The sequence below is a fragment of the Microbacterium azadirachtae genome, from assembly GCF_000956505.1.
Lineage (GTDB): Bacteria > Actinomycetota > Actinomycetes > Actinomycetales > Microbacteriaceae > Microbacterium > Microbacterium azadirachtae_A.
The window spans coordinates 1-21,709 of the sequence record NZ_JYIX01000040.1 but is presented as its reverse complement, the minus strand read 5'-3'; the positions used below and the strand labels follow the sequence as shown (position 1 = coordinate 21,709).

18 protein-coding genes are annotated in these 21,709 nt (G+C 69.4%); 10 read left to right on the top strand and 8 right to left on the bottom strand.

Features of this window, described 5'->3' with window-relative positions:
• The first annotated feature begins 16 nt into the window (after positions 1-16).
• The 4 genes from RS86_RS18085 (at position 17) to RS86_RS20855 (ending at position 3,129) form a co-directional block, all read left to right on the top strand.
• Positions 17-784 (top strand): glucose 1-dehydrogenase, encoded by a 768-nt coding sequence (locus RS86_RS18085; RefSeq protein WP_045273688.1) that lies wholly within the window; start codon positions 17-19, stop codon positions 782-784.
• Positions 784-1,833 (top strand): L-idonate 5-dehydrogenase, encoded by a 1,050-nt coding sequence (locus RS86_RS18080; RefSeq protein ID WP_045273687.1) that lies wholly within the window; start codon positions 784-786, stop codon positions 1,831-1,833. The genes RS86_RS18085 and RS86_RS18080 overlap by 1 nt, the downstream gene beginning before the upstream one ends.
• Positions 1,830-2,342: a gluconokinase gene (locus RS86_RS18075; RefSeq protein ID WP_045273686.1), complete on the top strand. Its 513-nt coding sequence runs from the start codon at positions 1,830-1,832 to the stop codon at positions 2,340-2,342. Before RS86_RS18080 ends, RS86_RS18075 begins: the two co-directional genes overlap by 4 nt.
• 190 nt (positions 2,343-2,532) lie before the next feature.
• On the top strand, positions 2,533-3,129 hold the full coding sequence (locus RS86_RS20855) for a helix-turn-helix transcriptional regulator (protein WP_200892843.1): 597 nt from the start codon (positions 2,533-2,535) through the stop codon (positions 3,127-3,129).
• 139 nt (positions 3,130-3,268) lie between these two features.
• Here the strand turns inward: RS86_RS20855 and RS86_RS20210 are convergent, their stop codons facing one another.
• The 7 genes from RS86_RS20210 to RS86_RS18035 all read right to left on the bottom strand — a co-directional run bounded on the left by RS86_RS20210 (position 3,269) and on the right by RS86_RS18035 (position 13,820).
• Positions 3,269-5,242, bottom strand: coding sequence for an alpha/beta fold hydrolase (locus tag RS86_RS20210; protein ID WP_235281825.1), 1,974 nt, complete (start codon positions 5,240-5,242; stop codon positions 3,269-3,271).
• Positions 5,239-5,835, bottom strand: coding sequence for a TetR/AcrR family transcriptional regulator (locus RS86_RS18060; protein ID WP_045273684.1), 597 nt, complete (start codon positions 5,833-5,835; stop codon positions 5,239-5,241). Before RS86_RS18060 ends, RS86_RS20210 begins: the two co-directional genes overlap by 4 nt.
• A 148-nt stretch (positions 5,836-5,983) precedes the next feature.
• On the bottom strand, positions 5,984-7,087 hold the full coding sequence (locus RS86_RS20020) for a hypothetical protein (RefSeq protein WP_052680376.1): 1,104 nt from the start codon (positions 7,085-7,087) through the stop codon (positions 5,984-5,986).
• A 409-nt stretch (positions 7,088-7,496) separates the two neighbouring features.
• The gene (locus tag RS86_RS18050) at positions 7,497-8,390 is read right to left on the bottom strand and encodes a hypothetical protein (protein WP_045273683.1); all 894 of its coding nucleotides are present in this window, start codon (positions 8,388-8,390) and stop codon (positions 7,497-7,499) included.
• 243 nt (positions 8,391-8,633) lie between these two features.
• Positions 8,634-10,142, bottom strand: coding sequence for a carboxylesterase/lipase family protein (locus RS86_RS18045; RefSeq protein ID WP_052680375.1), 1,509 nt, complete (start codon positions 10,140-10,142; stop codon positions 8,634-8,636).
• Between the two features lies 1 nt (position 10,143).
• Positions 10,144-11,418, bottom strand: a complete 1,275-nt coding sequence (locus tag RS86_RS18040; protein WP_052680374.1) for an MFS transporter — start codon at positions 11,416-11,418, stop codon at positions 10,144-10,146.
• A gap of 26 nt (positions 11,419-11,444) precedes the next feature.
• Positions 11,445-13,820 (bottom strand): glycoside hydrolase family 3 C-terminal domain-containing protein, encoded by a 2,376-nt coding sequence (locus tag RS86_RS18035; RefSeq protein ID WP_052680373.1) that lies wholly within the window; start codon positions 13,818-13,820, stop codon positions 11,445-11,447.
• 105 nt (positions 13,821-13,925) lie between these two features.
• On the opposite strand from RS86_RS18035, the gene RS86_RS18030 reads away from it, so the two are divergent.
• The 5 genes from RS86_RS18030 to RS86_RS18010 all read left to right on the top strand — a co-directional run bounded on the left by RS86_RS18030 (position 13,926) and on the right by RS86_RS18010 (position 19,239).
• Positions 13,926-14,561 carry a TetR/AcrR family transcriptional regulator gene (locus tag RS86_RS18030; protein ID WP_045273682.1) on the top strand — a complete coding sequence of 212 codons (636 nt, stop codon included), beginning with the start codon at positions 13,926-13,928 and terminating at the stop codon, positions 14,559-14,561.
• An 82-nt stretch (positions 14,562-14,643) separates the two neighbouring features.
• Positions 14,644-15,723, top strand: a complete 1,080-nt coding sequence (locus tag RS86_RS18025; RefSeq protein ID WP_045273681.1) for a LacI family DNA-binding transcriptional regulator — start codon at positions 14,644-14,646, stop codon at positions 15,721-15,723.
• Between the two features lie 123 nt (positions 15,724-15,846).
• Positions 15,847-17,184 carry an MFS transporter gene (locus RS86_RS18020; protein WP_045273680.1) on the top strand — a complete coding sequence of 446 codons (1,338 nt, stop codon included), beginning with the start codon at positions 15,847-15,849 and terminating at the stop codon, positions 17,182-17,184.
• A 100-nt stretch (positions 17,185-17,284) separates the two neighbouring features.
• Entirely contained in the window at positions 17,285-17,983 is a 699-nt protein-coding gene (locus tag RS86_RS18015; RefSeq protein ID WP_235281824.1) for an alpha/beta hydrolase, read from the top strand.
• Positions 17,980-19,239 (top strand): SGNH/GDSL hydrolase family protein, encoded by a 1,260-nt coding sequence (locus tag RS86_RS18010; RefSeq protein WP_052680372.1) that lies wholly within the window; start codon positions 17,980-17,982, stop codon positions 19,237-19,239. Before RS86_RS18015 ends, RS86_RS18010 begins: the two co-directional genes overlap by 4 nt.
• A gap of 303 nt (positions 19,240-19,542) precedes the next feature.
• Here RS86_RS18010 and RS86_RS18005 read toward each other — a convergent pair whose 3' ends face one another.
• Complete coding sequence (locus RS86_RS18005; protein WP_045273678.1) at positions 19,543-20,328, bottom strand: VOC family protein; 786 nt, start codon at positions 20,326-20,328, stop codon at positions 19,543-19,545.
• Between the two features lie 268 nt (positions 20,329-20,596).
• Between RS86_RS18005 and RS86_RS18000 the strand changes: the two genes are divergently transcribed.
• Positions 20,597-21,709, top strand: a 1,113-nt coding sequence (locus RS86_RS18000) for a sigma-70 family RNA polymerase sigma factor (protein WP_160299710.1), incomplete at its 3' end; no start/stop codon positions are given.

The following is a 21,709-nucleotide window of genomic DNA, read 5'->3' as shown; positions in this document are numbered from 1 at the left end:
GGAAAGGGAACAGACGATGAGCAGTCCTTTTGATCTCACGGGGCGTCGTGCCCTGGTGACGGGCTCCAGCCGGGGCATCGGCCTCGCGATCGCCCGGTCGCTGTTGGGCGCGGGCGCGCAGGTCGTGATCCACGGCCGCAACGCAGAAGCCGCCGAGACGACCGCCGCGGCGCTCGCGTCGGAGTTCGGTGCGGGGGCGGTCTCGTCTGCCGGGTTCGACGTCACGGATGAGGCGTCGGTTCTGGAGGGGGTCGCCGGAGTGGAGGCGGTGGGCCCGGTCGACATCCTGGTGAACAATGCGGGGCTCCAGCATCGGGAGCCGATGCTGGAGGTGAGCGTGCAGGACTGGGAGCGGGTGATCCGCACGGATCTGACCAGCGCGTTCCTCGTAGGGCGGACCGTCGCGCGGGGGATGATCGGGCGGGGTGCGGGTGCGATCGTGAACATCTGCTCGGTGCAGACGGATCTTGCCCGTCCCACGATCGGTGCGTACACGGCCGCGAAGCACGGGCTTCGGGGCCTCACCCGGGCGATGACCGCGGAGTGGTCGGGCAGTGGGGTGCGCGTGAACGGTGTCGCCCCCGGGTATATCCGCACCGAGCTGACCCAGGCTCTCGTGGATGATCCGGCGTTCAACGCGTGGGTGCTGGGACGCACCCCGATCGGCCGGTGGGGTGAGCCGGAGGACATCGGCGGCGCCGTGGTCTGGCTGTCCTCGGACGCATCCCGGTTCGTGACCGGGCAGGTCGTATTCGTCGACGGTGGAATGACGGCGGTCGTCTGATGGCCGGCACGCTGCACTCGATCGTGATCCACGAGGCCGGGGATCTGCGCATCGATGAGGTCCCGGAACCGGTGCCCGCCCCGGATGAGGCGGTGATCGATATCGTCTACGGAGGCATCTGCGGATCCGACCTGCACTACTGGCAGCACGGCGCGGCCGGGGAATCGATCCTGAAGGCGCCGATGGTCCTCGGTCACGAAGTCGTCGGCATCGTGCGCCGGGCTGCCCCCGATGGCACCGGCCCCGCGGAAGGCACCAGGGTCGCAGTGCACCCGGCGACCCCGGCCAGGGAGTATGTCCGCCACCCCGCTGACCGGCCGAACCTGTCCGGGGGTGGCTACCTCGGATCCGCGGCCCGGTTCCCGCACCGCGACGGCGCGTTCGCGCATCGTGTGACGATGCCCACCCGGATGCTGCGGGCCCTGCCGGCCGGGATCGATCTGCAGGAGGCCGCGCTGATCGAACCTGCCAGCGTCGCCTGGCACGCCGTGACACGCATCGGCGACGTCACCGACCTGTCTGCGCTCGTCGTCGGGTGCGGTCCGATCGGCCTGCTCACGATCGCGGTCCTCAAAGCCCGCGGCGCCCGCCACATCACCGCGATCGACCTGCACGATCGGCCCCTGCAGATCGCCGCCGAGCTCGGCGCGGACACCGTCTTGAAACAGCCGGATGACGCCGACATCGCCGCGATCGACGCGGACGTCGTCGTCGAATCTTCCGGAAGCCACCGGGGCCTCGACACCGCGATCCGCGGCGCCACCCGGGGAGGGGTGATCGCGATGGTCGGGTTGCTGCCCGCAGGCCCCCAGCCGGTGCAGATCGCGCTCGCGATCGCCCGCGAACTCGACCTGCTCGGATCGTTCCGGTTCAACGACGAGATCGATGACGTCATCCGCGCCCTCGCCGACCGGAAACTGCACATCGCGCCCGTGATCAGCCACGTCACACCCTGGCGGCAGGCGGCCACCGCGTTCGAGATCGCGGCGGATCCCACCGTGTCCAGCAAGGTGCTCCTCAAGTTCGGCCCGGAACGAGGCAGAAAATGACTACTCCCGCGGCGGCACCGGTCATCGTGGTCATGGGCGCTTCCGGATGCGGGAAGTCCACGATCGGACAAGCCCTCGCTGAACGGCTCGGGGTCGCGTTCGCCGACGCCGACGACTTCCACCCGCCGGCCAACATCCAGAAGATGTCACAAGGGACACCCCTCACGGATGAGGACCGCGCCCCGTGGCTGACCGCTGTCGGCGAAGAACTAGACCGGAACACCCTGACCGGCATCGTCATCGCGTGCTCCGCCCTCAAGACCGCCTACCGCGACCTGCTCCGCGCCCACGCGCCTCGCGTGTTCTTCGTCCACCTCGACGTCACCAGGCAGGTCCTCGCGAACCGTATGGTCGTCCGCTCCGAGCACTTCATGCCCCTCACCCTCCTCGAATCCCAACTCGCGACCCTCGAACCGCTCACCCCGGACGAGACCGGCCTCACCGTGAACGCCGATCAGCCCGTGGAACACATCGCCACCCTCGCCGAGCAGGCCATCCGCACCCGCTGAGCACCCCATGCACCCCCACAACCCCGCCCCGCATGGCAGCCCCGCCGGCTATAGCCAAGGCTGCCGCACCCGTGCGATGTGCCTGCACGGGGAAGGATCCGAGTTCCTCTCCTGCGCCGAAGCGGCCATTCGCCGACGCGGCGACTACCGGCTCTCACGCCTCCCCGCCCACCAGCCGCTACCCCGACACGTGCTCGCCGAACCCGCGACGCCATCGGACCCCGCCGTGCGCGAGGTGCACGGCACCCCCTGGGGATACGCCCGCGGCTGCCGAGACACCAGAGCCTGCCCGAACTGGGCCCGCGGCGGCATGACCTGCCCCGAAGCACGCCGCCGCTACATGCAGACCTACACCGCCCGCCGCTCCGCGGGAACCGGCACCCCCATCGAACACGGCACCTCCAACGGATACCTCCTCGGATGCCGCAACCCCGCAACCTGCCCCGGTGACCGCACCGGCCTCACCTGCACCGACGCGCGGTCGCACTACCGGCAACAACTCGCCAGAGCAGCCGGAATCGCCCCACGCACCGAGAGCATCGACGCCCGCGCCGCGGCCACCAGAATCCGCGAACTCCGAGCCCTCGGCCTGTCCCTCCGCCACATCTCCACCCTCACCGGGACAGGCCGCACCACCATCGCTCAGCTCACCGGCGAGGGCAAGACAGTGAGGACGCGCATCACGCCCACCACCCTCGACCGCATCCTCGCCATCGACGTGACCACCCTCACCACATCAGGCATGCTGACGGACGCACACGAGCGAACCCAAGCCCTCGCGTCCTGAACGCACCACAAACCCCGGGCAGGCTGCAAAACCCTGGCTGAGTGACACAGCCTGCCCGGACCCCCACGATCTGCGGGCGGCCCGGGCGTCGCGGATCAGTTCGGATCGCGTCTTGTGCGCTCGCGCTGCGCGCAAGAGGTCATGACTCGCCAGCGGTCGTCGCGGCGTGAAATGGCTCGGCGCCACGGCCGGGACGACCTCGTCCACGCTTCTTGAGCGCGTCGACGTCGTAGCCGGCTTCGGTCTCCGCAGCCCATGCTGCGATCTGCTCTTCCGTGATCTGCACGCCGTTGATGCTCTCGCTGAGGCCGCTACCCGGGACACAGACCGATTCCCGCAGGAGCACGACGAGGGCATCGTCGTGGGTCAGCTGCGGATGGTGACCGGCGCCCGGGATCGATATCAGCTTGACGTCCGGGAGGGACCTGAGTAGGGCCACAGCATCCGGAGCCAAGGGGTCTTCGCTCCCGGTGATGATGCGGACCGGGCCGCGGAATCGTCCCAGCGCTTCCCGGAGCTCGGCGCGCCACCGGCTCGATCGCGCACGGGCGAGCTGGGCGGCCGCCCTCTTCGCACTGCTCCGCTTGAGGTCGCTGCGACTCGAAGCGAGAGCGGTCGCGCTCGTCTCGGATCCGGTCAGCGTGCGTGACAGGCGAGCCGCGTCCGTGTGCCGCAGGTAGGCGGCGACCAGCGGCCGAAGTCCGGTCGAAGTGCCGGCCGGAGCTTGGAGGAAGAACGGCGCGATCAGAGTGAGGGACCTGATCTTCTCCGGGAAGCGATCTGCCGCGACCACCGCGGTGGCAGCGCCGATCGAATGGCCGATGAGATCAGCGGGCTCCTCGCCCAGCACGGCGGGTAGCCATCGTTCCCAGTCCCGAACGCCCGTGCCGCCGCTGAGGCCGAGTCCGGGCAGGTCGACGGCGCGCGCGCCGATGCCCGACGCCACGTCGGCCCAGGTGTCCGCGTTGACCGGCAGACCGGGAAGGATCAGCCGGGAGGATCCTGAGTCGCCGAGCTCGAAGGTCCTCAGACCGCCGGCATCGACGAATCGACGGCCGGCCGTCATGTCGGCGCCGAACCGATGCGCGGCCAGGTGGTCGGCCCAGCGTTCGAGTGACACCCGCACGTCGGGCATCCGGATCCCGTGTCGGTCGGCGAACTCGACGGCGGACCCGGTCGGATAGCGGTCGGCGGACATGAAGGTGAGCGTTTCGGGATCCGCCTTGGTGATCCGCTGGGGGAGCCGCGTGATGACACTGACCGGGATCCGCAGCCACGGCACCTTCGCGCCGAGATGCCGGCCGACGTGCGTGAGGAGGTCAGCCAGCGGCGGAGTGTCATCGTCGAGAATCCAGTAGGCCATCCCGGCAGCAGCCGGATCGACCGCCGCTGCGGCCATGAAACCAGCCAGGTAGTCGACTGTCACGACCGGGAGGAATGTCGATCCGCCTCCGGGAAGCGCAGCTGCGGTGCCATCCCAGATCTGCTCGATGGTGGTGGCCAAGCCGATGAGCTGGTCGGACTCCCCGGTGACGCTGTCGCCGATCACGCTGGACGGATTGACGATGGTCCAGGGGATTCCGCGTTCCAAGGCGCGGGTCTGGAAGATCGCGTCGGATTCCACCTTCGATGCTTCGTAGGCGCCGAGTTCCTCGTAGACCGCGGCGCGGTGATCGTCCGACCACGGAATGGTCGCGGGGTTCTGCCCGCCGACACGGTAGCCCGACACATGGACGACGCGCTGCAGGCGGGGGAGGTCCGCGGCGAAGTCGATCAGCTTCTCGACGATGCCGACGTTCGCGCTACGTGCCTCCTCGGCGGTCATCCCGAATCGGTAGGACCCGGCGCAGTTGTGGATCTCCGTGATGGAGGCGAACGCGGTGGGGCCGCCCTCGAAGATCTCGGGGGCGTCGAAGTCGACGATCGCCGTGCTGATCCGCCGTGTCAGGCCGTGCTCCTCGAGCCACCGCTCGAGCCGAGCTCCGGACTCGGCGGTTCGAACCGCCGCCGTGACATGCGCACCGGCCTCAGCGAGAGTGAGGACGAGGTGCCGGCCGACCAGGCCCGAGGCCCCGAAGACCAGGGCATGACGGGAGTCGTCGTGAGGGGTCATCGCGTCTCTCCCGCCCCGCAGCGCTGCTCGATGAGCATTGCCACAACGTCGGCGGCCGAGGCCAGAGGCTGGACGCTCCGCATGGCGCGGGACACGATGACTGCCCCTTCGATCGTCGACACGACGACGGTTGCAAGAGACCCGGCTTCCTCAGCGTCGACGCCGCTGGCCTCGAGGAACGTGGCCGTCGCGGCGATCCACGACTCGAAGGCAGTGACGCACGCCTGCCGCAGCCGCTCGCTCTCGGCGCCCATCTCCAGGGTGACGACGGAGACCGGGCAACCCAGCCGGAAGTCGCTCTCGCTGACGATGGTCGAGAGGGCCACGATCACGGCCCGGGCGGCGTCTGCCGCGTTTCCTGCGGATGTTGCCGCCTCGGCGATCAGCGCCTCGAACTGCTTCGCGGCGAGTTCGATCGCGGCGATGCCCAGGCCCTCCTTCCCATCGGGGAAGTGGAAGTAGATCGAACCCTTGGGAGCCGCAGCGTGGTCGATCACGGCGTTCAGGCCCGTGCCGCTGAAGCCGCTGGTCTGGATGAGCTCGAGCATGGACTCTGCGAGCCGTGCCTTCGTCAGGTCCCCTTTGGATGTCATGTTCTCAGAATAGACCGGTCTATATATTTTGCAAATCGACCCAAGGGTGGACTGATTCCTCGTCGCGCGAACGCCGAAGACTCCTTGCGCCCTCTGGGGTTGGGACGCAAGGAGTCGGCTCATCGGCTTCGGGTGCCGGATCCTGCGGTTAGGCGCACCACTCGATCGTGATCGTGCCGCCCTGACGCCCGGTCGTCGACGCGGAGTGTTTCCAGTTGGACATCGTCCCGATGACACCGGACGCGGCGTCGAGGTAGCTGGTGCCGCCGGCGCCCCCGGCGCCCTGCACGGTGTAGATGCCGTCTGCGCCCGAAGCATCGCCGCCTCTCGCCCCGCTGCCGCCACCGGCGAAACCGCCGCCGCCGGCACCGGCACCGGAGCCCAAGCGCTGACCCGCGTATGAGTGCGAGACGCCCGCGCCGACGGCGCCGTCTCGCGCGGAACTCGTGGCGAGGCCAGGCAGGAGGAAGTAGGACCCACGGGGCGTCGCGGATCCGGACCCGGCGGCGCCGCCGCCGACGAGTCCGCCGGGATTGTCCATTCGTCGACCATCGGGGACGTTCGCCCAGTTCGCCTCGCCGGCAACTCCCGCGTTGCCGCCCCTCCCGCCGTAATAGTAGGTGTAGCCGGCACTGTAGAGACCAGCCGCACCACCTCCTCCACCTGCCACGACAAGAGGCTGGGTGCCGCGCAAGATCGCCGATCCTGCACCACCGGCTGCGCCTCCCCACCAGCTTCCGGGGCCGTTGTTCGGGTTGTCGGCTGCTGGATCCGAGTCTCCGCCGTTTCCGAACCCCTGCCCGCCAGTGAGGATCGAGGGGTTTGCCGTGAGTGCGGTGCGGGAAGCGCCGCCCTGGCCGACGAGGAGGTCCAGCGTTTCACCGGGAACGACAGGGACGGTCGCTGTGACGAGTCCACCGCGACCGCCCCAGACCGTGGTGGATCCGAATGTCGCGCCACCGGCGCCGCCGGTCACAGTCACGGTGAGCGACTTCACCTTGGCGGGAACGACGAACACCGTCGTGATCCCCGCCGCGCTCGGCGAGTCCGGAAGCGTGAAGAACGTCTTCTGCGTCGCGCAGGCGGGGGTGCCGGACGCCGACGCCATCGGCACCGCGACGGCCGCGGCGAAGACCGGGAGCGACCACGCGGCGCCCTTCACGATCGTCCTGCGCTGGATGGTGCGGCTCGTCGATCCCCCCGATCGAATGCCGATCTCTTTCTGCTGCTCGCTGCTGTTCGAATCGTCCATAGAGTCCCCTTCGCACAATGTCGTTTCGGCCTCGCCGGCGTTGGCCGCGAGGCAAAGAGTGCATTTGCTCCATTCCATCGCCTGGAATGTTTCGGAACCGTGGTGAAACCGAAATCAGAGAGCAATTCGCCGAAAGTGCGAGAGGAAGTCGTCGGGTCTTCGATGACTGCTGCCCGCGCCGTGCTATTCCTTTGTCGTGCCGGTGATTCGGGTGCGGGTTCGGGCGCGGATCACCGGCACGGGGGCGGGTGTTCGGAGGTCAGTGATCTTCGAACACTCGTGGCCCCGGACTATGGGAGTCCCGGGGTGCCGCCGGGCTACCGGCGGGTCCGGGTGGGGTGGCGGCTAAAGGCCCGAGCATGCCGCCCTGCCCGGGCTTCATCCGGCTCCGACGAGGGGTAGGTCTGCGCTAGGCGCCCAGGGACGTCGCGTTGTCTTCTTCGAATCGCTGGAGCGCGTCACGCATGCGGCGCGTCGAGGTGAAGCCGGAGAGTCGCGCGACGGCTTCGGCGGAGTGCCGCCCGCTCCGCTGCCGGGACGTGATGAGGGCGTGCGCCGAGAGCACGCGCTGGCGTTCGATCTCCCGTCCGGGAGTGGTGTCCTGCGCGGCGAAGATCCGGTGCAGGTGGGGGATGGAGACGCCGAGCAGGCGCGCGAGCTGCGCGACGTTGAGCGCGCGATCGGAGTGCCGGGCCTCGATCAGCTGGATCGCCTCGAGGAAGCGCCGCGATAGCTCGTCGCTGCGCAGGTTCTCCACCGCGAGGGAGTTCACGATGGCGGCCGAGAACAGCGTCAGCACGGACTCGTTGAGGAACGGATCGTCGAACCGGTTGTCGTTCTGCTCGGCCCTCGTGACCACGGTGTTGGTCGTCGCCGCGATGAGGTTCCAGTACAGGTCGGGGAGCAGACGCGGGCCCTGCAGCGCGTGCAGCAGCAGGCTGTCCCCGCGCTCCAGGTCATCGAACTCCCAGTAGAAGCGCGCCCAGCTCTTCTCGCATGAGATGACGACGGGGGAGTCGGAGCGGACCACGAGGATGTGTTTCGGCGGCAGCTCATAGGAACGGTCGCGGACCGCCACGCGCCCCGTCCCCTCGATGCCGACGACGATCCGTGCTGCGCGCCGGCGAGGCGCCGTCGTGCTCGTCAGGTGCGACGCCGACGACCAGATGCGGCTCGCCACCCACTTCTGCGAGATCGCCGAGTGGGCGACGATGCGGGGAAAACGGCGGTCGAGGGCCTTCCAGCCCAACGACCGCAGGTGCTGCTCGTCGACGAAGACATCCCTGCCGTTCTGCTTGTTCATGGTCCCCCAGTCCTTGAAAACGCACTGACCAGGAATAGCACGGGATCAATGAGAATCGATCCAGCATGCGATTTTCTCTCGTCATAAATGCGAATAGATCTCTTGTCCCGATTCACGCCCCCTTCGGGTTCCCCGTGCGATCCTCGCGATTTCTGGTGCGTCTGTACCAAAGTCGACGCGGAAGAGACGAATTGCGATTGCGTAGACGATTGTCTTGCGATACGAATGCGGGCCGAGCCAGGGTCAGCGCGTCGAGGATCCGCCCGATGCGAGCTGTCCCTGCTCCGGCCACAGTGCCCGCCGTGCGCCATAGGGATCGTCGACCGGTGCAGAGTGCTCATCGAGCAGCAGCGTGCGACGCGACTCAGGATCGAACGGCGGCCAGTCCGCGACGCCGGTGCGGGCCAGGGCCACCCAGCCTGCGCCGATCCGGTCGGCGAGCGCAGCGGGCGCGTCAGAGCCGGCGAAACGGCGCGCGGCATCCGTGTCGAGCTGATCGAAGACGAATGGGATGTCGAGCGAGTGGCAGGCGCCGAGCGCACCGTCGCGGACCGGTGATCGGTAGCGGAACTCGTAGCGCCAGGTCGGATGGCCTGCATGAGCGTGGGCGATCGCGAGTCGCTCGGTCGGGGCGGCGAAGAGGCGGTCGCCGAGGACCGCGGCGAACAGATCGCCCGGTGCCGTGCGCTCCTCGAGCGCGGCGTAGCCGGAGCGGGCGGCCGCAGGGTCGGGATGGTCCGACAGCAGAGCGAGGAGATCGTCTTCGCCGAGGTCCGGGCCGGGCAGCAGCTCGGTGAAGAGGCGGGCCTCGTCCCTGGTGCTGCCCAGGATGAGCGGGACGGGCGCGCCGCGTCCGGCGGACACCGCGTCGAGCGGACTCTCGCTCAGGAGTACTCCGTCGACGACCGGCAGGAAAGCGGCGAGTTCTCCGCGCTCCTCCATGATCGCGTCGAACCGCTCCTGAGCCGCGAGCAGGTCTTCGACAGGGACGGCGCGCAGGCGATCGAGATCCTCCGGGACGGTGCCGAGCAAAGCGGCGAACTCGACGGCGCGGGCTGATGCCTCCTCGGCCGACAGGACCATCTCGCCGCTTCCGCTCTGCAGGATGGCCTGGTGGAAGAGGCCGCGGGAACGCGGAGCGGCGAGGTGTGCGGCGGTGCTCACCGCCCCCGCGGACTGCCCGAAGACCGTGACGTTGGCCGGGTCGCCGCCGAACCCGGCGATGTTCCGACTCACCCAGTGGAAGGCCGCGAGCTGGTCGAGGAGTCCGGCGTTGCCGGATCCCTGCACTCCGGGGAGGCTCAGGAACCCTAGTGCCCCCAGTCGGTAGTTCATCGTCACGACCACGACATCGCGCCGGGTGCTCAGCCGGTGGCCGTCATAGACCGGGTCGGATCCGGATCCCCAGGAGAACGCGCCCCCGTGGATCCAGACGAGCACCGGGCGGCGGGCGTCGTCGACCGCGGGAGTCCAGACGTTGAGGGTCAGGGATCCGGCCTCCGACGTGACGTAGTCGGGGAGGCCGAACATCTCGCGGCGCCCGAGATCGACGGTCTGCGGCACCGCGGGGCCGAACTCCTCGGCCGGGCGCACCCCCGACCATGGCTCGGGCTCGACCGGCGGCGCGAAGCGGAGGTCACCGACGGGATCCTGGGCGTAGGGGATCCCGCGGAACACGAGACCATCCTCGAGAGCGACGCCGCGGACCCGGCCCAGGCTGGTCTCGGCGATCGGAGAGGCGGAGGCCGTCACCTCACACGACCTTGCGCACCGGGAGGATCGCGAGGGCGCCGATCACCGCGATCACTGCGGCGATCGCGAACAGACCCGCGTAGCCGACGAGGGAGACCACGATCGCGCCGATCGAGGCGGAGAGCACCTGCGGGATCACCATGCCGAGGTTCATGATCCCGAGATCCTTCGCCGCGTCCTCCGGGCGGGGCAGGACGCGGTTCACGAGGGCGGTGTCGACGGACATGTAGATGCCGAACGCGATGCCGTTCACGACCGCGAAGACGTACATCGCGGCCATGCTGGCCTGCACGAGCGGGATCACGAGCGAGACGGCGAGGCCGGCGCCGGCGATCAGCACGAAGACCTTGAGGCGCCCGGTGCGGTCGGCGATCGGGGCGGCCAGGATCGATCCGACCACCGACGCGGCGCCGTTGATCGCGAACAGGAGAGCCGCCTGCGGGACGGCCTGGTCCTGCGCGAGCCCGACGTAGTCCTGCAGGGCGAACATGAGGAACGCGAACAGGAGGAAGTAGCCGAGCATGAGCAGCACGCGCGCGATGAAGACCCAGGCGAAGTCCGGGTAACGGCGCGGACTGACCCAGAAGGTCGCGAAGAACTCGCGAAGGCGGAAGGGCTCGCGGGGCAGCGCCCGGGAATCGGTGTCGGGGCTGATCGTGACGAACAGCACGGCGACCGCAACGATGAGGATCGCGAGCAGCACGTAGCCGCCGGATCCGGCGAGCCCGGGGAACACGACGAACATGAGTGACCCGACGAGCACGCCCGCGTTGAGACCGGTGCCGACGAGCGACGACGCGAGGCCGATCCGCGCGGTGGGCACACGATCGGGGATGACGGCCATGAACGGAGCCTGGAAGGCGTTGAGCGTCAGGCACGTCGCGGCCCAGCACAGCCCGAGTACGGCGATCGACGGTGCCGCGATCTGCAGCAGCAGCACGGCCGCTCCGCTCACCGCGCCGACCACGATCCAGGGCGCGCGTCGCCCGAACCGCGAGCGGGTGCGGTCGGAGAGGTGACCGAAGACCGGGTTCGCGATCGCGGCGGCCACGGTGCCCAGCACGCTCGCGATCGCGAGGGCTCCGGCGTCGGTCGATCCGGTGAGGGCCTGCACCTGCACCGGGAGGAGAATGCTCGGCACCGCGGTCCACACCATGAACAGGACGATCATCGTCGTCGGAAGGGTGATCGCGAGCGTGCCGAGTCGCGGGCGGGACGGCGCGGCGGTCGCCGCGGGCGCGAGGGTCGGAGCGGAGGCTTCGTCGTTGAGAGCCATGGGTTCGCCTTTCGGGTGGGTGGAGCTCAGGTGCGGGGGAGCGCGATGTCCAGGGAGAGGACGGGGATGGCGAGGGAGCGGTTCACGGTCATGCGGAGGGGACCCTCCGGCACTCGCCAGCCGGAGGCCGTCCAGCGCCGGAGCGCTTCGGGCCAGATCCGGACGTCGACGAAGGCGGTGGCGCCGGCGTCGGCGGTCACCGGAGCGAATCCGAGCAGCCGCGGCGGCGCGCCGACCTCGTCGAGATACACCTGCACGATGTCGCGGCCGGGGCGCGTGCCGGTGTTGCGGACGCCGACCGTCACGATGACCTCGCCGTCTCGCGTCGTCGCCTCAGCTGTCTCGTACTCCCAGTGGGTGTAGCCGAGGCCGTAGCCGAGCGGGTAGCGCGGCGCGACCTCCGCCCGGGAGCCGAAGCGATCGCGCTCGCCGTAGTCGAGGACGCCATCGACGGGGGTGACAGAGGGGAGTCCGCTCTCTCCGGCCGGGATGGCGACAGGCAGGCGTCCGCCGGGCTCACGCCGTCCGAGCAGGCAGTCCGCGAGCGCGCGGGCGCCTTCCTGCCCGGGGAACCAGGCCCACAGCATGGCTGCGGGCAGCTCGGCCCAGGGGAGCAGGACCGGCGAGCCCGCGTTCACCACGACCACGGTGCGGGGGTTCGCCGCGCACACCGCGCGGACGAGTTCGTCCTGGCGGCCGGGCAGTGCAAGGCTCTCGCGGTCGACGCCCTCGGTCTCGTGCTCGGCGGTCGTCCCCACCACGAGGATCGCCACGTCGGCGTCCCGCGCGGAAGCGACGGCGCGGGCGATCAGGACATCGTCCTCGGGCGTGGGCGGCAGATGTCCCAGATCGATGAGGTGCCAGTCGGCCTCGGCATCCCACTCGTGCACGACGGTGAGGCGGACCTCGCGGTCGCCCGCGACGTCGATGCGGCGCTCGTACGGTTCGACCAGAGGTGAGAGCGGATCTCGATCGGGCACCGCCAGAGCGAAGGTCTGCGGGATCCCGTCGTCGACGCGGACGGAGTAGGTGCCGTTGCCACGCACGGACAGCCCGTGCATCCCCGCCTCGGTGAGACGGACCGTGGCGGACACGACGACGCGCGCGGTGCCTGCGGGGACCGCCTCGTCCAGGACGAGATCGGCGTGCCGGCGGTGCTCGGTGAGAAGCGTCGTGCCCGCGGTGTCCTCGAAGCGCAGCGTGATCCCTGCGGGGATGCGCTCGTCCGCGAGCGGGGGCAGATTGCGGTGGATCGCGACGCCGGGCTCGACCGTGATCGTCGTGCCGTCGCCGAGAGCGTGCCGCAGCCGCTCCTCGAGCCCTGGCCTCGGCATCGGGCGCACCTTGGCGCTGCCTCCGCCCTGCAGCGTCAACCGCTCGGCGAGCGGGCCGATGAGGGCGATTCGGGCCGGTGCGTCGAGCGGGAGCGTCCCATCGTTCTCGAGCAGCACCATGCCGGAGGCCGCCAGGTCGCCCAGCGTCTCATCGAGGTCGGCGGCGGCGTCCGGATCCCCGGACGTGGTCGCGCGGTCGCGGCGTCCGGCGAGCCTGGACAGGGCGGCGAGCTTCTCATCGATCGCCTCGGCGGGCACCTCGCCGCGGACGACGGCGTCGACCAGTGCCGGCCCCCAGGGGCCGTCGGGGCCGGGCATCGACAGGTCGAGGCCGGCCAGTGCGGTGGCCGCAGCCGCACGTGCGGCGCCCCAGTCGGAGACGACCGCGCCGCGGAAGCCCCACTCCTCGCGCAGGATCCGGTGCAGGAGTTCGTCGTTCTCGGTGGCAGTGACGCCGTTGAGGCTGTTGTAGGCGGCCATGACCGCGTCGACATCGCCGCGGCGCACGGCGGCCTCGAAGGGGACGAGGTAGATCTCGCGCAGCGTCTTCTCGTCGATCAGGGCGTCGTAGCTCAGCCGCTCCGTCTCCGATTCGTTGGCGACGAAGTGCTTCGCGGTCGCCACGACGCCTGCCGACTGGATTCCGCGGACGAGACCGACACCGATTCGTGCGGTCAGCTGCGGATCCTCGGAGAGGCACTCGAAATGGCGACCGCCGAACGGTGTGCGCTGCAGATTCAGGACGGGGGCGAGCAGCCAGTCGACGCCCGCGCGACGCGCCTCGGCGCCGAGCAGCCGCCCTGCTCGCTCGGCCGCTCGTTCATCCCATCCCGCCGCGACCGACGTCGGATTGGGGAGTAGCACACCTTCGCTCTCGATCCCGAAGGCGCCGCCGCGGACCCCCGCCGGGCCGTCGGAGAGGCTCAGCGAGCGCAGTCCGATCGCGGGGAGTGCACGGGTGCGCCAGCCGTCCTGGCCGGTCAGCGATGCGACGCGGTCGTGCAGATCGGCCTGGATCGTCGTTCGCGGACTCGCGGTCGCGGTCACGGTCGCGGGGGTTTCGGGCACCAGTGCCCCCTTCGCTCGGGTTGGCCACGAGCGTAGACGTAAAAACCGTGATGCTTCGTGGTTTGTTACCGAAACGAGATTGTTGGGTCCCCTAGACTCGCTGTCATGCCCGCAGAAGAAGCCCAGGCCTCCGCGGAGCCGCGGGCGCACGGCTATGCCGTCGGCCAGCGCACACGAGCCAGAATCCAGGGCGCGGCACTGCGCGAGTTCGCCGAGTACGGGTACCGCGGATCGACGATGACCCGCATCGCCGAGCGGGTCGGGATCTCCGAGGCCGGCCTGCGTCACCACTTCCGGTCGAAGGACGAGCTCCTCGTCGAGATCCTGCGCGATCGCGACCGCGCGTCGGATCGCAACTGGGAGGCGGCAGGGCGGCCCGTCGGGAAGGCGGATCTGGCGTACAACCGTCGGCTGCTCGAACTCAACGTCACGGTGCCCGACCTGGCCAGGCTCTTCGCCGTGGTCGTCGGGGAATCCGTGACGGTCGAACACCCCGCCGCGGAGTGGGCCCGAGAGCGGTATCGGAGCATCAGCACGACGATGGCCTACAGCGTGCGCGGTGGCATCGAATCGGGCGAGTACCGCGCGGACATCGATCCCGACCAGATCGCGCGCCAGATCATCGCTGTCATGGACGGCCTGCAGACCCAGTGGCTGCTGGATCCGGAGCGCATCGACCTCGTCGCGGACTTCGAGGCGTACGCGACTGCCCTGATCCGGGATCTGCGAGTCGACGGCTGATCTGAGGCTCGCTCGCGGCGGCGGTGTCGCGAAACAGGTCGATGAGGATCGCAGCCTAGGCTGGCGATGGAGAGGATTGCTGATGGCGCGTGGAAAAGACGGGCAGCGAGGCGCGGGTCGCATCACGCTGACCCAGGTCGCGCAGTTGGCAGGCGTCTCGCGGTCTGCGGCATCCTTCGCCCTCAATGGCCGCACGGATCTGCGGATCTCCGAGGAGACGTCGGAGCGTGTCCGTCGCGCGGCCGAGGAGCTCGGCTACAGCCCGAACGCGACGGCCAAGACGCTTCGCACGGGGAAGTCGGGAACGGTCGCGCTCGTGTCGGACTTCGTCGGCACGACGTCGGTCGCGAATGCGATGGTGCGGGGAGCGCTCCAGACCCTGCGGGACGCCGACACCCTGCTCTACACGGTCGACACCCAGGGGGATCCGGAGCTCGAGTCGCGGTTCCTGCAGAACCTGCGGAGCCGGGACATCGACGGATTCCTCTACGCGTCGATGTTCACTCGAACGGTCGCCGTGCCGGCGCTGGTTCGGGGTGCGCCGTTCGTGCTGTTGAACTGCGTATCGGAGGGCTCTGACGCGACCGCGGTCGTCCCGGACGAGTTCGCCGCGGGGGAGACGGCGGCGGCGGCCTTGCTGTCGGCCGGCCACCGGGGCGACATCTGGTTCGTCGGCGATTTCCCGTCCGGGTTCACGGGTGGCGTGGAGTGGCACGGCTGGCGCCCCCTCGCGCTCAGCGAGCGTCTGGAGGGGATCGAGGCGACTCTCGCGGCCGCCGGCACCTCACTCGCGGGCAGAGTGCCGATAGACAATGACTGGGACATCGCCAACGGCCGGGACGGCGTCGCGCGGCTCCTGGGCTCCGGCGTCACGCCGTCCGCGCTGATCTGCGTGAACGATGCGGTCGCTGTCGGCGCCTACCACGCGCTCCAGCACGCCGGTCTGCGGGTGCCTGACGACATCTCGGTCATCGCGTTCGACGGCAGCCCCCTGACGGCGGCCGTCGTCCCGACGCTCACCTCCGTGGCGCTGCCGCATCAAGAGCTCGGTCGCCTCGCGGCGCAACTGCTCGTCGACGAAGTAGCGACGACCGCTGTGCACCGGGTGCCGATGTCGCTGTCCCGCGGGGCTTCCGTCGCCGCTCCTGCGACGACCCGCTGACCGGGTTCGGGGCGATTGGTCTCCTTTCTTTGACAGAAGCTATACCCGTATAGCAAGATGACACCGATGTCGGAATCGTGCCGTCGCGCGGTTCTGCAAGCCCGAATACGAGGGAGTATTTGCATGTCCGAGCTGCGAACCACATCCAGGCCGGCCCCGAACTCATGGTGGGTCGGCTTCGTCTGCGGAATGGCGACATTCGTGGACACCGGCGTCACGACCGGCGTGCCGATCGCGCTGGTGCTGTTCCAGGCGTTCAGCCCCGGCGCACCGGGCCTCACCGCGAACGAGGTCGGCCTGCTCACCGGCGCCCTCACCGCGGGCGTGGCGATCGGCTCGCTCCTCGGTGGACGGCTGGGCGACCGATGGGGCCGGCGCACGGTGTTCATCGCGACCATGGCCCTGATCCTGGTCGGTGCGGTCACGCCCTTCATCGGCGTGAGTCTCCTCAGCCTGGTGATCGGCATCTCGCTGATCGGCATCGGGGTCGGCGCCGATCTTCCGGTCGCGCTGGCGACGATCTCCGAGGCTGCGAAGGATCGCAATCGCGGCAAGATCCTCGTCTTCTCCAACCTGCTCGGCGGATTCGGCATCCTCCTGGCTGTGCTGCTGGCCATCAACTTCGGCGCCTCCGGCCCCACGGGCGGCCTGATCATCTTCGGCACCTTCGGGGCGATCGCGCTCGGCGTGCTCCTGCTGCGGCTCACCATTCCCGAGTCCGCCGTCTGGCTCGCCGCACGAGATGAGCGCCGTGCCGGGATCCACACCGTGCGCGCCGAGCGCGGTCGCCTGCGCGACTTCGGCCGTGCCCTCTACCGTCGTCCGTTCCTCACCCTGATCGGCTACTACACGCTCGCCGCCATGGCGACGAGCGTCGCGGGAAGCTTCGGCACCTTCGTCGCCGTGAACGTCACGGGCGCCTCGATCGCCGAGTACAACTCGTGGACGATTCTCGCGATGCCGGCCGCGATCGTCGGTGCCCTCTGGTTCATGGCGGTGGTGGACACCAAGCTCCGGATGTCGTACTACGTGATCGGCGCGATCGGCGTGGTGGTCGCGAACCTGCTTCCCGTGTTCTTCGGGTTCAGCCTCCCCGCGCTCATCGTCTCCACCGTGGCCACCGTGTTCTTCGGCGCCTTCTGCTTCGAGACGATCATGAAGGTCTGGACCCAGGAGTCGTTCCCGACCATGCTGCGCGCGACCGCGCAGGGCACGATCTACGCCGTTTCAAGGTTCGCGACGGCCGGCCTCAACGTGGTCACCCCGGCCCTCGTCGTCCTCAACCCGGGAGCGCTGTACATCGGCGTCTCGATCCTGGCCGCCGCCGGGTTCCTCGTCGGATGGCTGGGTTTCCGCCGGAACGCCCGCAACGAGTTCGACCTGGAATCCGAGCTCGTGACAGCGCCGACCGTCGCCGGCTCGGCGGCGCGTGCCGCTGACCAGCCCAACCCCGCACACTGATCACGAAGGTGGACCGATGACCTCGATACTCCCGTTCCTGGCTACCGCAGAGGGGTTTTCACTTCGCGGTACGCGATACGTCCCCGCCCGACCGGGGCCGATGGCCGTGCTCCTGCACGGCTTCGGAGCGGTGCGGACGGAGTACTCCGCCGTTTTCGCTGCCCTCGCGCGGCGGCTCGTCGCCGCGGGAATCGGCGTCATCGCCTACGACCGGGCCGGACACGGGGAGAGCGACGGGGACTTCTTCGAGACCTCGGTCTCGCGGGATGTCCGCCACGCGCACGAGGTGCTGGCGGCCGTCGCCGCGCTCGACGGGGTCGATGCCGACGACCTGCATCTGGTCGGGATGAGCCTGGGAGCGGTGATCGCCTCCGTCGTCGCGGCGGAGTCCGCGCTGCCCATCCGATCTCTGACGATGTGGTCGACCGCAGCCGTCTTCGCGGACGAGATCCGGGGCGGGACGCTGCAGGGGAAGTCCCTGGCCGAGCTGGACTCGGTCGGATACTTCGACTTCCTCGGCATGCGACTGGGTCCGGCGATGCGCGAGGATGCGATGTCCTTCGACGTCTACGGTCGCGCGACGGGATACACGGGGCCGGTCCGCCTGCTGCACGGGACGGATGACTTCGTTCCGGTGTCGTATGCCGAGCGCTACCTGTGGGGCTACGGCGACCGTGGCGAGCTCATCGTCGTGGACGGGGCCGACCACGGCTGGGCGCAGTTGCCCCAGCGCGACACCGTACTCGATCGCACGGTCGAGTTCGTCGTGGCGAACTCCGGCCTCGAGGCGGCGAAATGAGCGCCGCTCACGGGGAGACGGTGATGCTGCCCGGCGGAGGCGTGCGCGTGGAGGGCGCACTCGAACTGGTTCCGGTGCCCGGAGGCGTGCGGCCCGTGCGGCTGCCGGTGCGGCAGTGGGCGCATTTTCCCCCGGCCGCGGAGATCCTCCGTGCCGTCGTCTCGAACGCCAGCGGGGTGCGCCTGCGCGTGGACACCACCGCGACGCGCCTGACGCTCCGCGTGCGATGCGCCCGCATCCAGATCGGGGACTTCCTGAGGCCGCTGAACAGCTTCGTCGCCCAGGTCGAGGGCGTCACGGTCGCCACCGCCGAACCGCCGGCCGATCAGACCCTGCAGATCTCCTTCGCCGGCGACGAGGCGACGACCGTCGTGCACAGCGACTCCTCGCTCGTCGAGCTCGCCCCGCTGCCCGCGGGCCGCAAGACCGTGACGGTCTTCCTCCCGCAGAGCATGAACGTGGATCTGCTCGACATCGTCGGCGATGCTCCCGTCTTCCCCGCCGAGCCCACCGGTCGCCCCCTCTGGATCCATCACGGCAGCTCGATCAGCCACTGCGCCGAGGCGGAACTGCCGACGAGCGTCTGGCCCGTCGTCTCCTCGTCGATCGCTGACCTCGATCTTGTCAACCTCGGCTTCGGCGGGCAATGCATGCTCGATCCGTTCGTCGCGGACGCGATCGCCGCGACGCCTGCGGACGTCATCTCGATCAAGGTCGGCGTCAACATCGTCGGCGCGCGATCGATGGACCAGCGCACCTTCGTCCCTGCCCTGCACGGATTCCTGGACCGCATCCGCGAGGGACATCCGCACACGCCGATCGTGCTCTGCTCCTCCATCCTGTGGCCGGGCAGCGACGACACCCCGGGGCCGAGTGACGTGGAGTTCCTCGACGACGGTGGCATCCGCTGCTTCACGGCGGGCGACCCGGCCGACATCGGCAAGGGGGCCCTCACCCTCGCCGAGTCCCGCAGGCAGGTCGCTCACGTCGTCGATGTGCGCCGCGCGGCGGGTGAGGACATCGTGTACCTCGACGGGCTCGATCTGTACGGTCCTGCCGACGTGCCCGCCCACCCGCTGCCGGATTCCCTGCACCCCGATGCGGAGCTCTACGAGGAGATGGGCCGCCGATTCGCGCAGTCCGTGTTCGGCGAGCACGGCCTGGTGCCGCGTGCGGTCCTCCTGAAAGGCCGGTCGGCGGGGCTCGCTGCGCTCCAGAATCACACCCCGGATGAGGTCGCGATCGCGTCCCACTGAAGCTCGGGATGCGCGCTGTGCCCATCCTGTTCTCGGCGGGGCGCGCACAGCTGCGCCGGGAGCGGCTTGAATCGCCCTTACCTGTTGGTACGTTTCCCAGCTTTTGGGGCGCGTCCTGTCGTTTTGGGGCGCGCTCTCACCGGGTCTGCGGTCGTGGTGCGCCCCAAAACGGGGGAGCGCGCCCCGAAACCGGGGATCCGGGACCCGGGATGCGGGATCTATTGAGAATAGAAATCAATAGTGAGATCGACGTGGTGAGCGAGCGCGCCACGGGATTCCCCCTGGTGGCGCGCCCGCTCCGCGTTACTCGCCGGCCGGCATGTCGGGCTGCAGGATCGAGAAGAATCCGCCCTGCGGGTCGTGCAGAACTGCGGCACGGCCGACCGTGGGGATTTCGAACGGCGCGACGATCACGGTGGCACCCAGGGACTCGGCCTTCGCCGCCGAGTCGTCGGCGCTGTCGACCGCGAAATAGACGTGCCAGTGGTTCGGGGCCTCCGGCATCGGCGGCCGGGTCGCGCCGCCCACATCGACCCCGTCCACGCGAAGGATCGTGTACTCGCCCTCACCCATCTGCGTCGTGACGGCATCGATGCCGAGCACGCTCTTGTAGAACGGCAGCGCGGAATCGAGGCCCGTCGTGATGAGCTCGTTCCAGACCGGAGCTCCGTGTTCGTTGACCAGGCGGGATCCGATGTGTCCTGTCGCCTGCCAGAGCCCCACATCGGGACCGGACGGATCGGCGATCCAGGCCATCCGCCCGGCTCCGGGGACGTCGAAGGCGGGGAGGACGACTGTGCCGCCCGCATCCGCGGTCGCTGCGACGACGTCGTCGATGCGATCGGTGGCGATGTACGTGTTCCAGCGTGCGGGGGCGTCAGGGGCCGTGTTCTCCGGGTTGTGGCCGCCGATCGCGGCGACGGGGAGGTCGCGAAGGCTCGACATCCAGTACTCGCCCTCATCGCCCATCGCGTTCTCGAACGCCCACCCGAAGAGGGCGCCGTAGAACGTGCGCGACGCGGTGACATCGGGGGACTGGAGGTCGATCCAGTTCGGGGTGCCGGGCGTGTAGGAGGTTCTTTCAACCATGGGAGTGTCCTTTCTGGACCCTGTGGGGTAGCGACGGATCGCGGCGGACTCCGCAGTAGGCGGGTCACGATCGGAGAGACGCCACGAACCGGCGATCATGACGCACCGGTCCGCCTGGAACGTCGCGAACGGCGCGCTCGAGATCCGACGTGACTTTCGCGTCATAGAAGGGTCATTCCCGCGTCTCTCCATCAGCAGAGCTCTATGGGAGGGCTCCGCACCCTGGGGAACACATCTGGAGCGCTACACCGTGTCACGCCTGCAGGACTTGACGAAGTCCGTTGACGCCTCATCCGACACCGAACTCGTGGACCGTACGCGAGAAGGAGATGCCGCGGCATACGCGGAGCTCTGGAGTCGGCACTATCGTGCCGGTCTCGCCGTCGCGCGCTCGTTCACCGGGACCTTCGACCCGGACGATCTGGTGTCGGAGGCCTTCACGAAGATCTACAAGACGATCTCCCGTGGTGGCGGCCCGACTGCCGGTTTCCGTCCGTACCTCTTCACCGCGATCCGGAACACCGCGTCCAGCTGGGGGCGGGTATCCCGCGAGATACCGATGGAGTACGCCGAGACCATCCCCGACGTCCGGTTCACCGAGGAGAACCAGCTGACCGCGCTCAACGGATCGCTGGCGGCTCAGGCGTTCCGCACGCTGCCCTCGCAGTGGCAGGAAGTCCTGTGGTACACCGAGGTCGAAGGCATGCCGCCTCGCGATGTCGCCCCGCTCATGGGCATGAGGCCGAACGCGGTGGCGGCTCTGGCGTACCGGGCGCGGGAAGGGCTACGGGCATCCTGGATCCAGGTGCATCTCGCCTCGCTTCCTGCGGAGTCCGACTGCAGGTGGACGATCGAGCATCTCGGAGCGAGCTTCCGGAAGAGGCTGACGAAACCGAACCAGCGCCGCGTCGACGAGCACCTCGACACCTGCCCCACGTGCCCGATCGTCGCCGACGAGGCCGACGAGGCCAATCGTCACATCGGCTTCGTGCTGCTTCCGCTCGCCGCCGGCGTCGGGGGCGCTGCCGCCTACACGGCGTGGATGGCGACCGCGGGCGGGGCATCCGCCTCCGCGACCGAGGGAGCGCTGGCCGGCCAGGCCTTTCTCACCCCGTCGGTCCCGATCGCGTCCACCGGCGTCGCGCTCAAGGTCTCGGCCCTCGTCCTGGCCGGTGCGGTCGCGGCTTCGATGGCGGTCACGCTGGTCGGGGCGCTCGCGCCGGAGTCCGCGCCTCCGACCGTCGCCATGAGCGGCCCGGCGGCGGTTCCGCCGACATCTCGGCCGGGCGTCGTCGCATCGATCCCGGTCGGACCGGCGGCAGGAGCCCCGACGAAAACAGCGCCGCCGATCGTGGCGCCCCAGACCGCCCCCGCCTTGCCG

What these genes read in the sequence shown, in the direction of transcription:
- RS86_RS18050 (WP_045273683.1), bottom strand. Translation starts at nt 8,390, where the DNA reads ATGAACAAGCAGAACGGCAGGGATGTCTTCGTCGACGAGCAGCACCTG.
- RS86_RS18010 (WP_052680372.1), top strand. Translation starts at nt 17,980, where the DNA reads ATGAGCGCCGCTCACGGGGAGACGGTGATGCTGCCCGGCGGAGGCGTG.
- RS86_RS18030 (WP_045273682.1), top strand. Translation starts at nt 13,926, where the DNA reads ATGCCCGCAGAAGAAGCCCAGGCCTCCGCGGAGCCGCGGGCGCACGGC.
- RS86_RS18080 (WP_045273687.1), top strand. Translation starts at nt 784, where the DNA reads ATGGCCGGCACGCTGCACTCGATCGTGATCCACGAGGCCGGGGATCTG.
- RS86_RS20020 (WP_052680376.1), bottom strand. Translation starts at nt 7,087, where the DNA reads ATGGACGATTCGAACAGCAGCGAGCAGCAGAAAGAGATCGGCATTCGA.
- RS86_RS18020 (WP_045273680.1), top strand. Translation starts at nt 15,847, where the DNA reads ATGTCCGAGCTGCGAACCACATCCAGGCCGGCCCCGAACTCATGGTGG.
- RS86_RS18085 (WP_045273688.1), top strand. Translation starts at nt 17, where the DNA reads ATGAGCAGTCCTTTTGATCTCACGGGGCGTCGTGCCCTGGTGACGGGC.
- RS86_RS20210 (WP_235281825.1), bottom strand. Translation starts at nt 5,242, where the DNA reads ATGACCCCTCACGACGACTCCCGTCATGCCCTGGTCTTCGGGGCCTCG.
- RS86_RS18075 (WP_045273686.1), top strand. Translation starts at nt 1,830, where the DNA reads ATGACTACTCCCGCGGCGGCACCGGTCATCGTGGTCATGGGCGCTTCC.
- RS86_RS18060 (WP_045273684.1), bottom strand. Translation starts at nt 5,835, where the DNA reads ATGACATCCAAAGGGGACCTGACGAAGGCACGGCTCGCAGAGTCCATG.
- RS86_RS18005 (WP_045273678.1), bottom strand. Translation starts at nt 20,328, where the DNA reads ATGGTTGAAAGAACCTCCTACACGCCCGGCACCCCGAACTGGATCGAC.
- RS86_RS18015 (WP_235281824.1), top strand. Translation starts at nt 17,285, where the DNA reads ATGGCCGTGCTCCTGCACGGCTTCGGAGCGGTGCGGACGGAGTACTCC.
- RS86_RS18040 (WP_052680374.1), bottom strand. Translation starts at nt 11,418, where the DNA reads ATGGCTCTCAACGACGAAGCCTCCGCTCCGACCCTCGCGCCCGCGGCG.
- RS86_RS18025 (WP_045273681.1), top strand. Translation starts at nt 14,644, where the DNA reads ATGGCGCGTGGAAAAGACGGGCAGCGAGGCGCGGGTCGCATCACGCTG.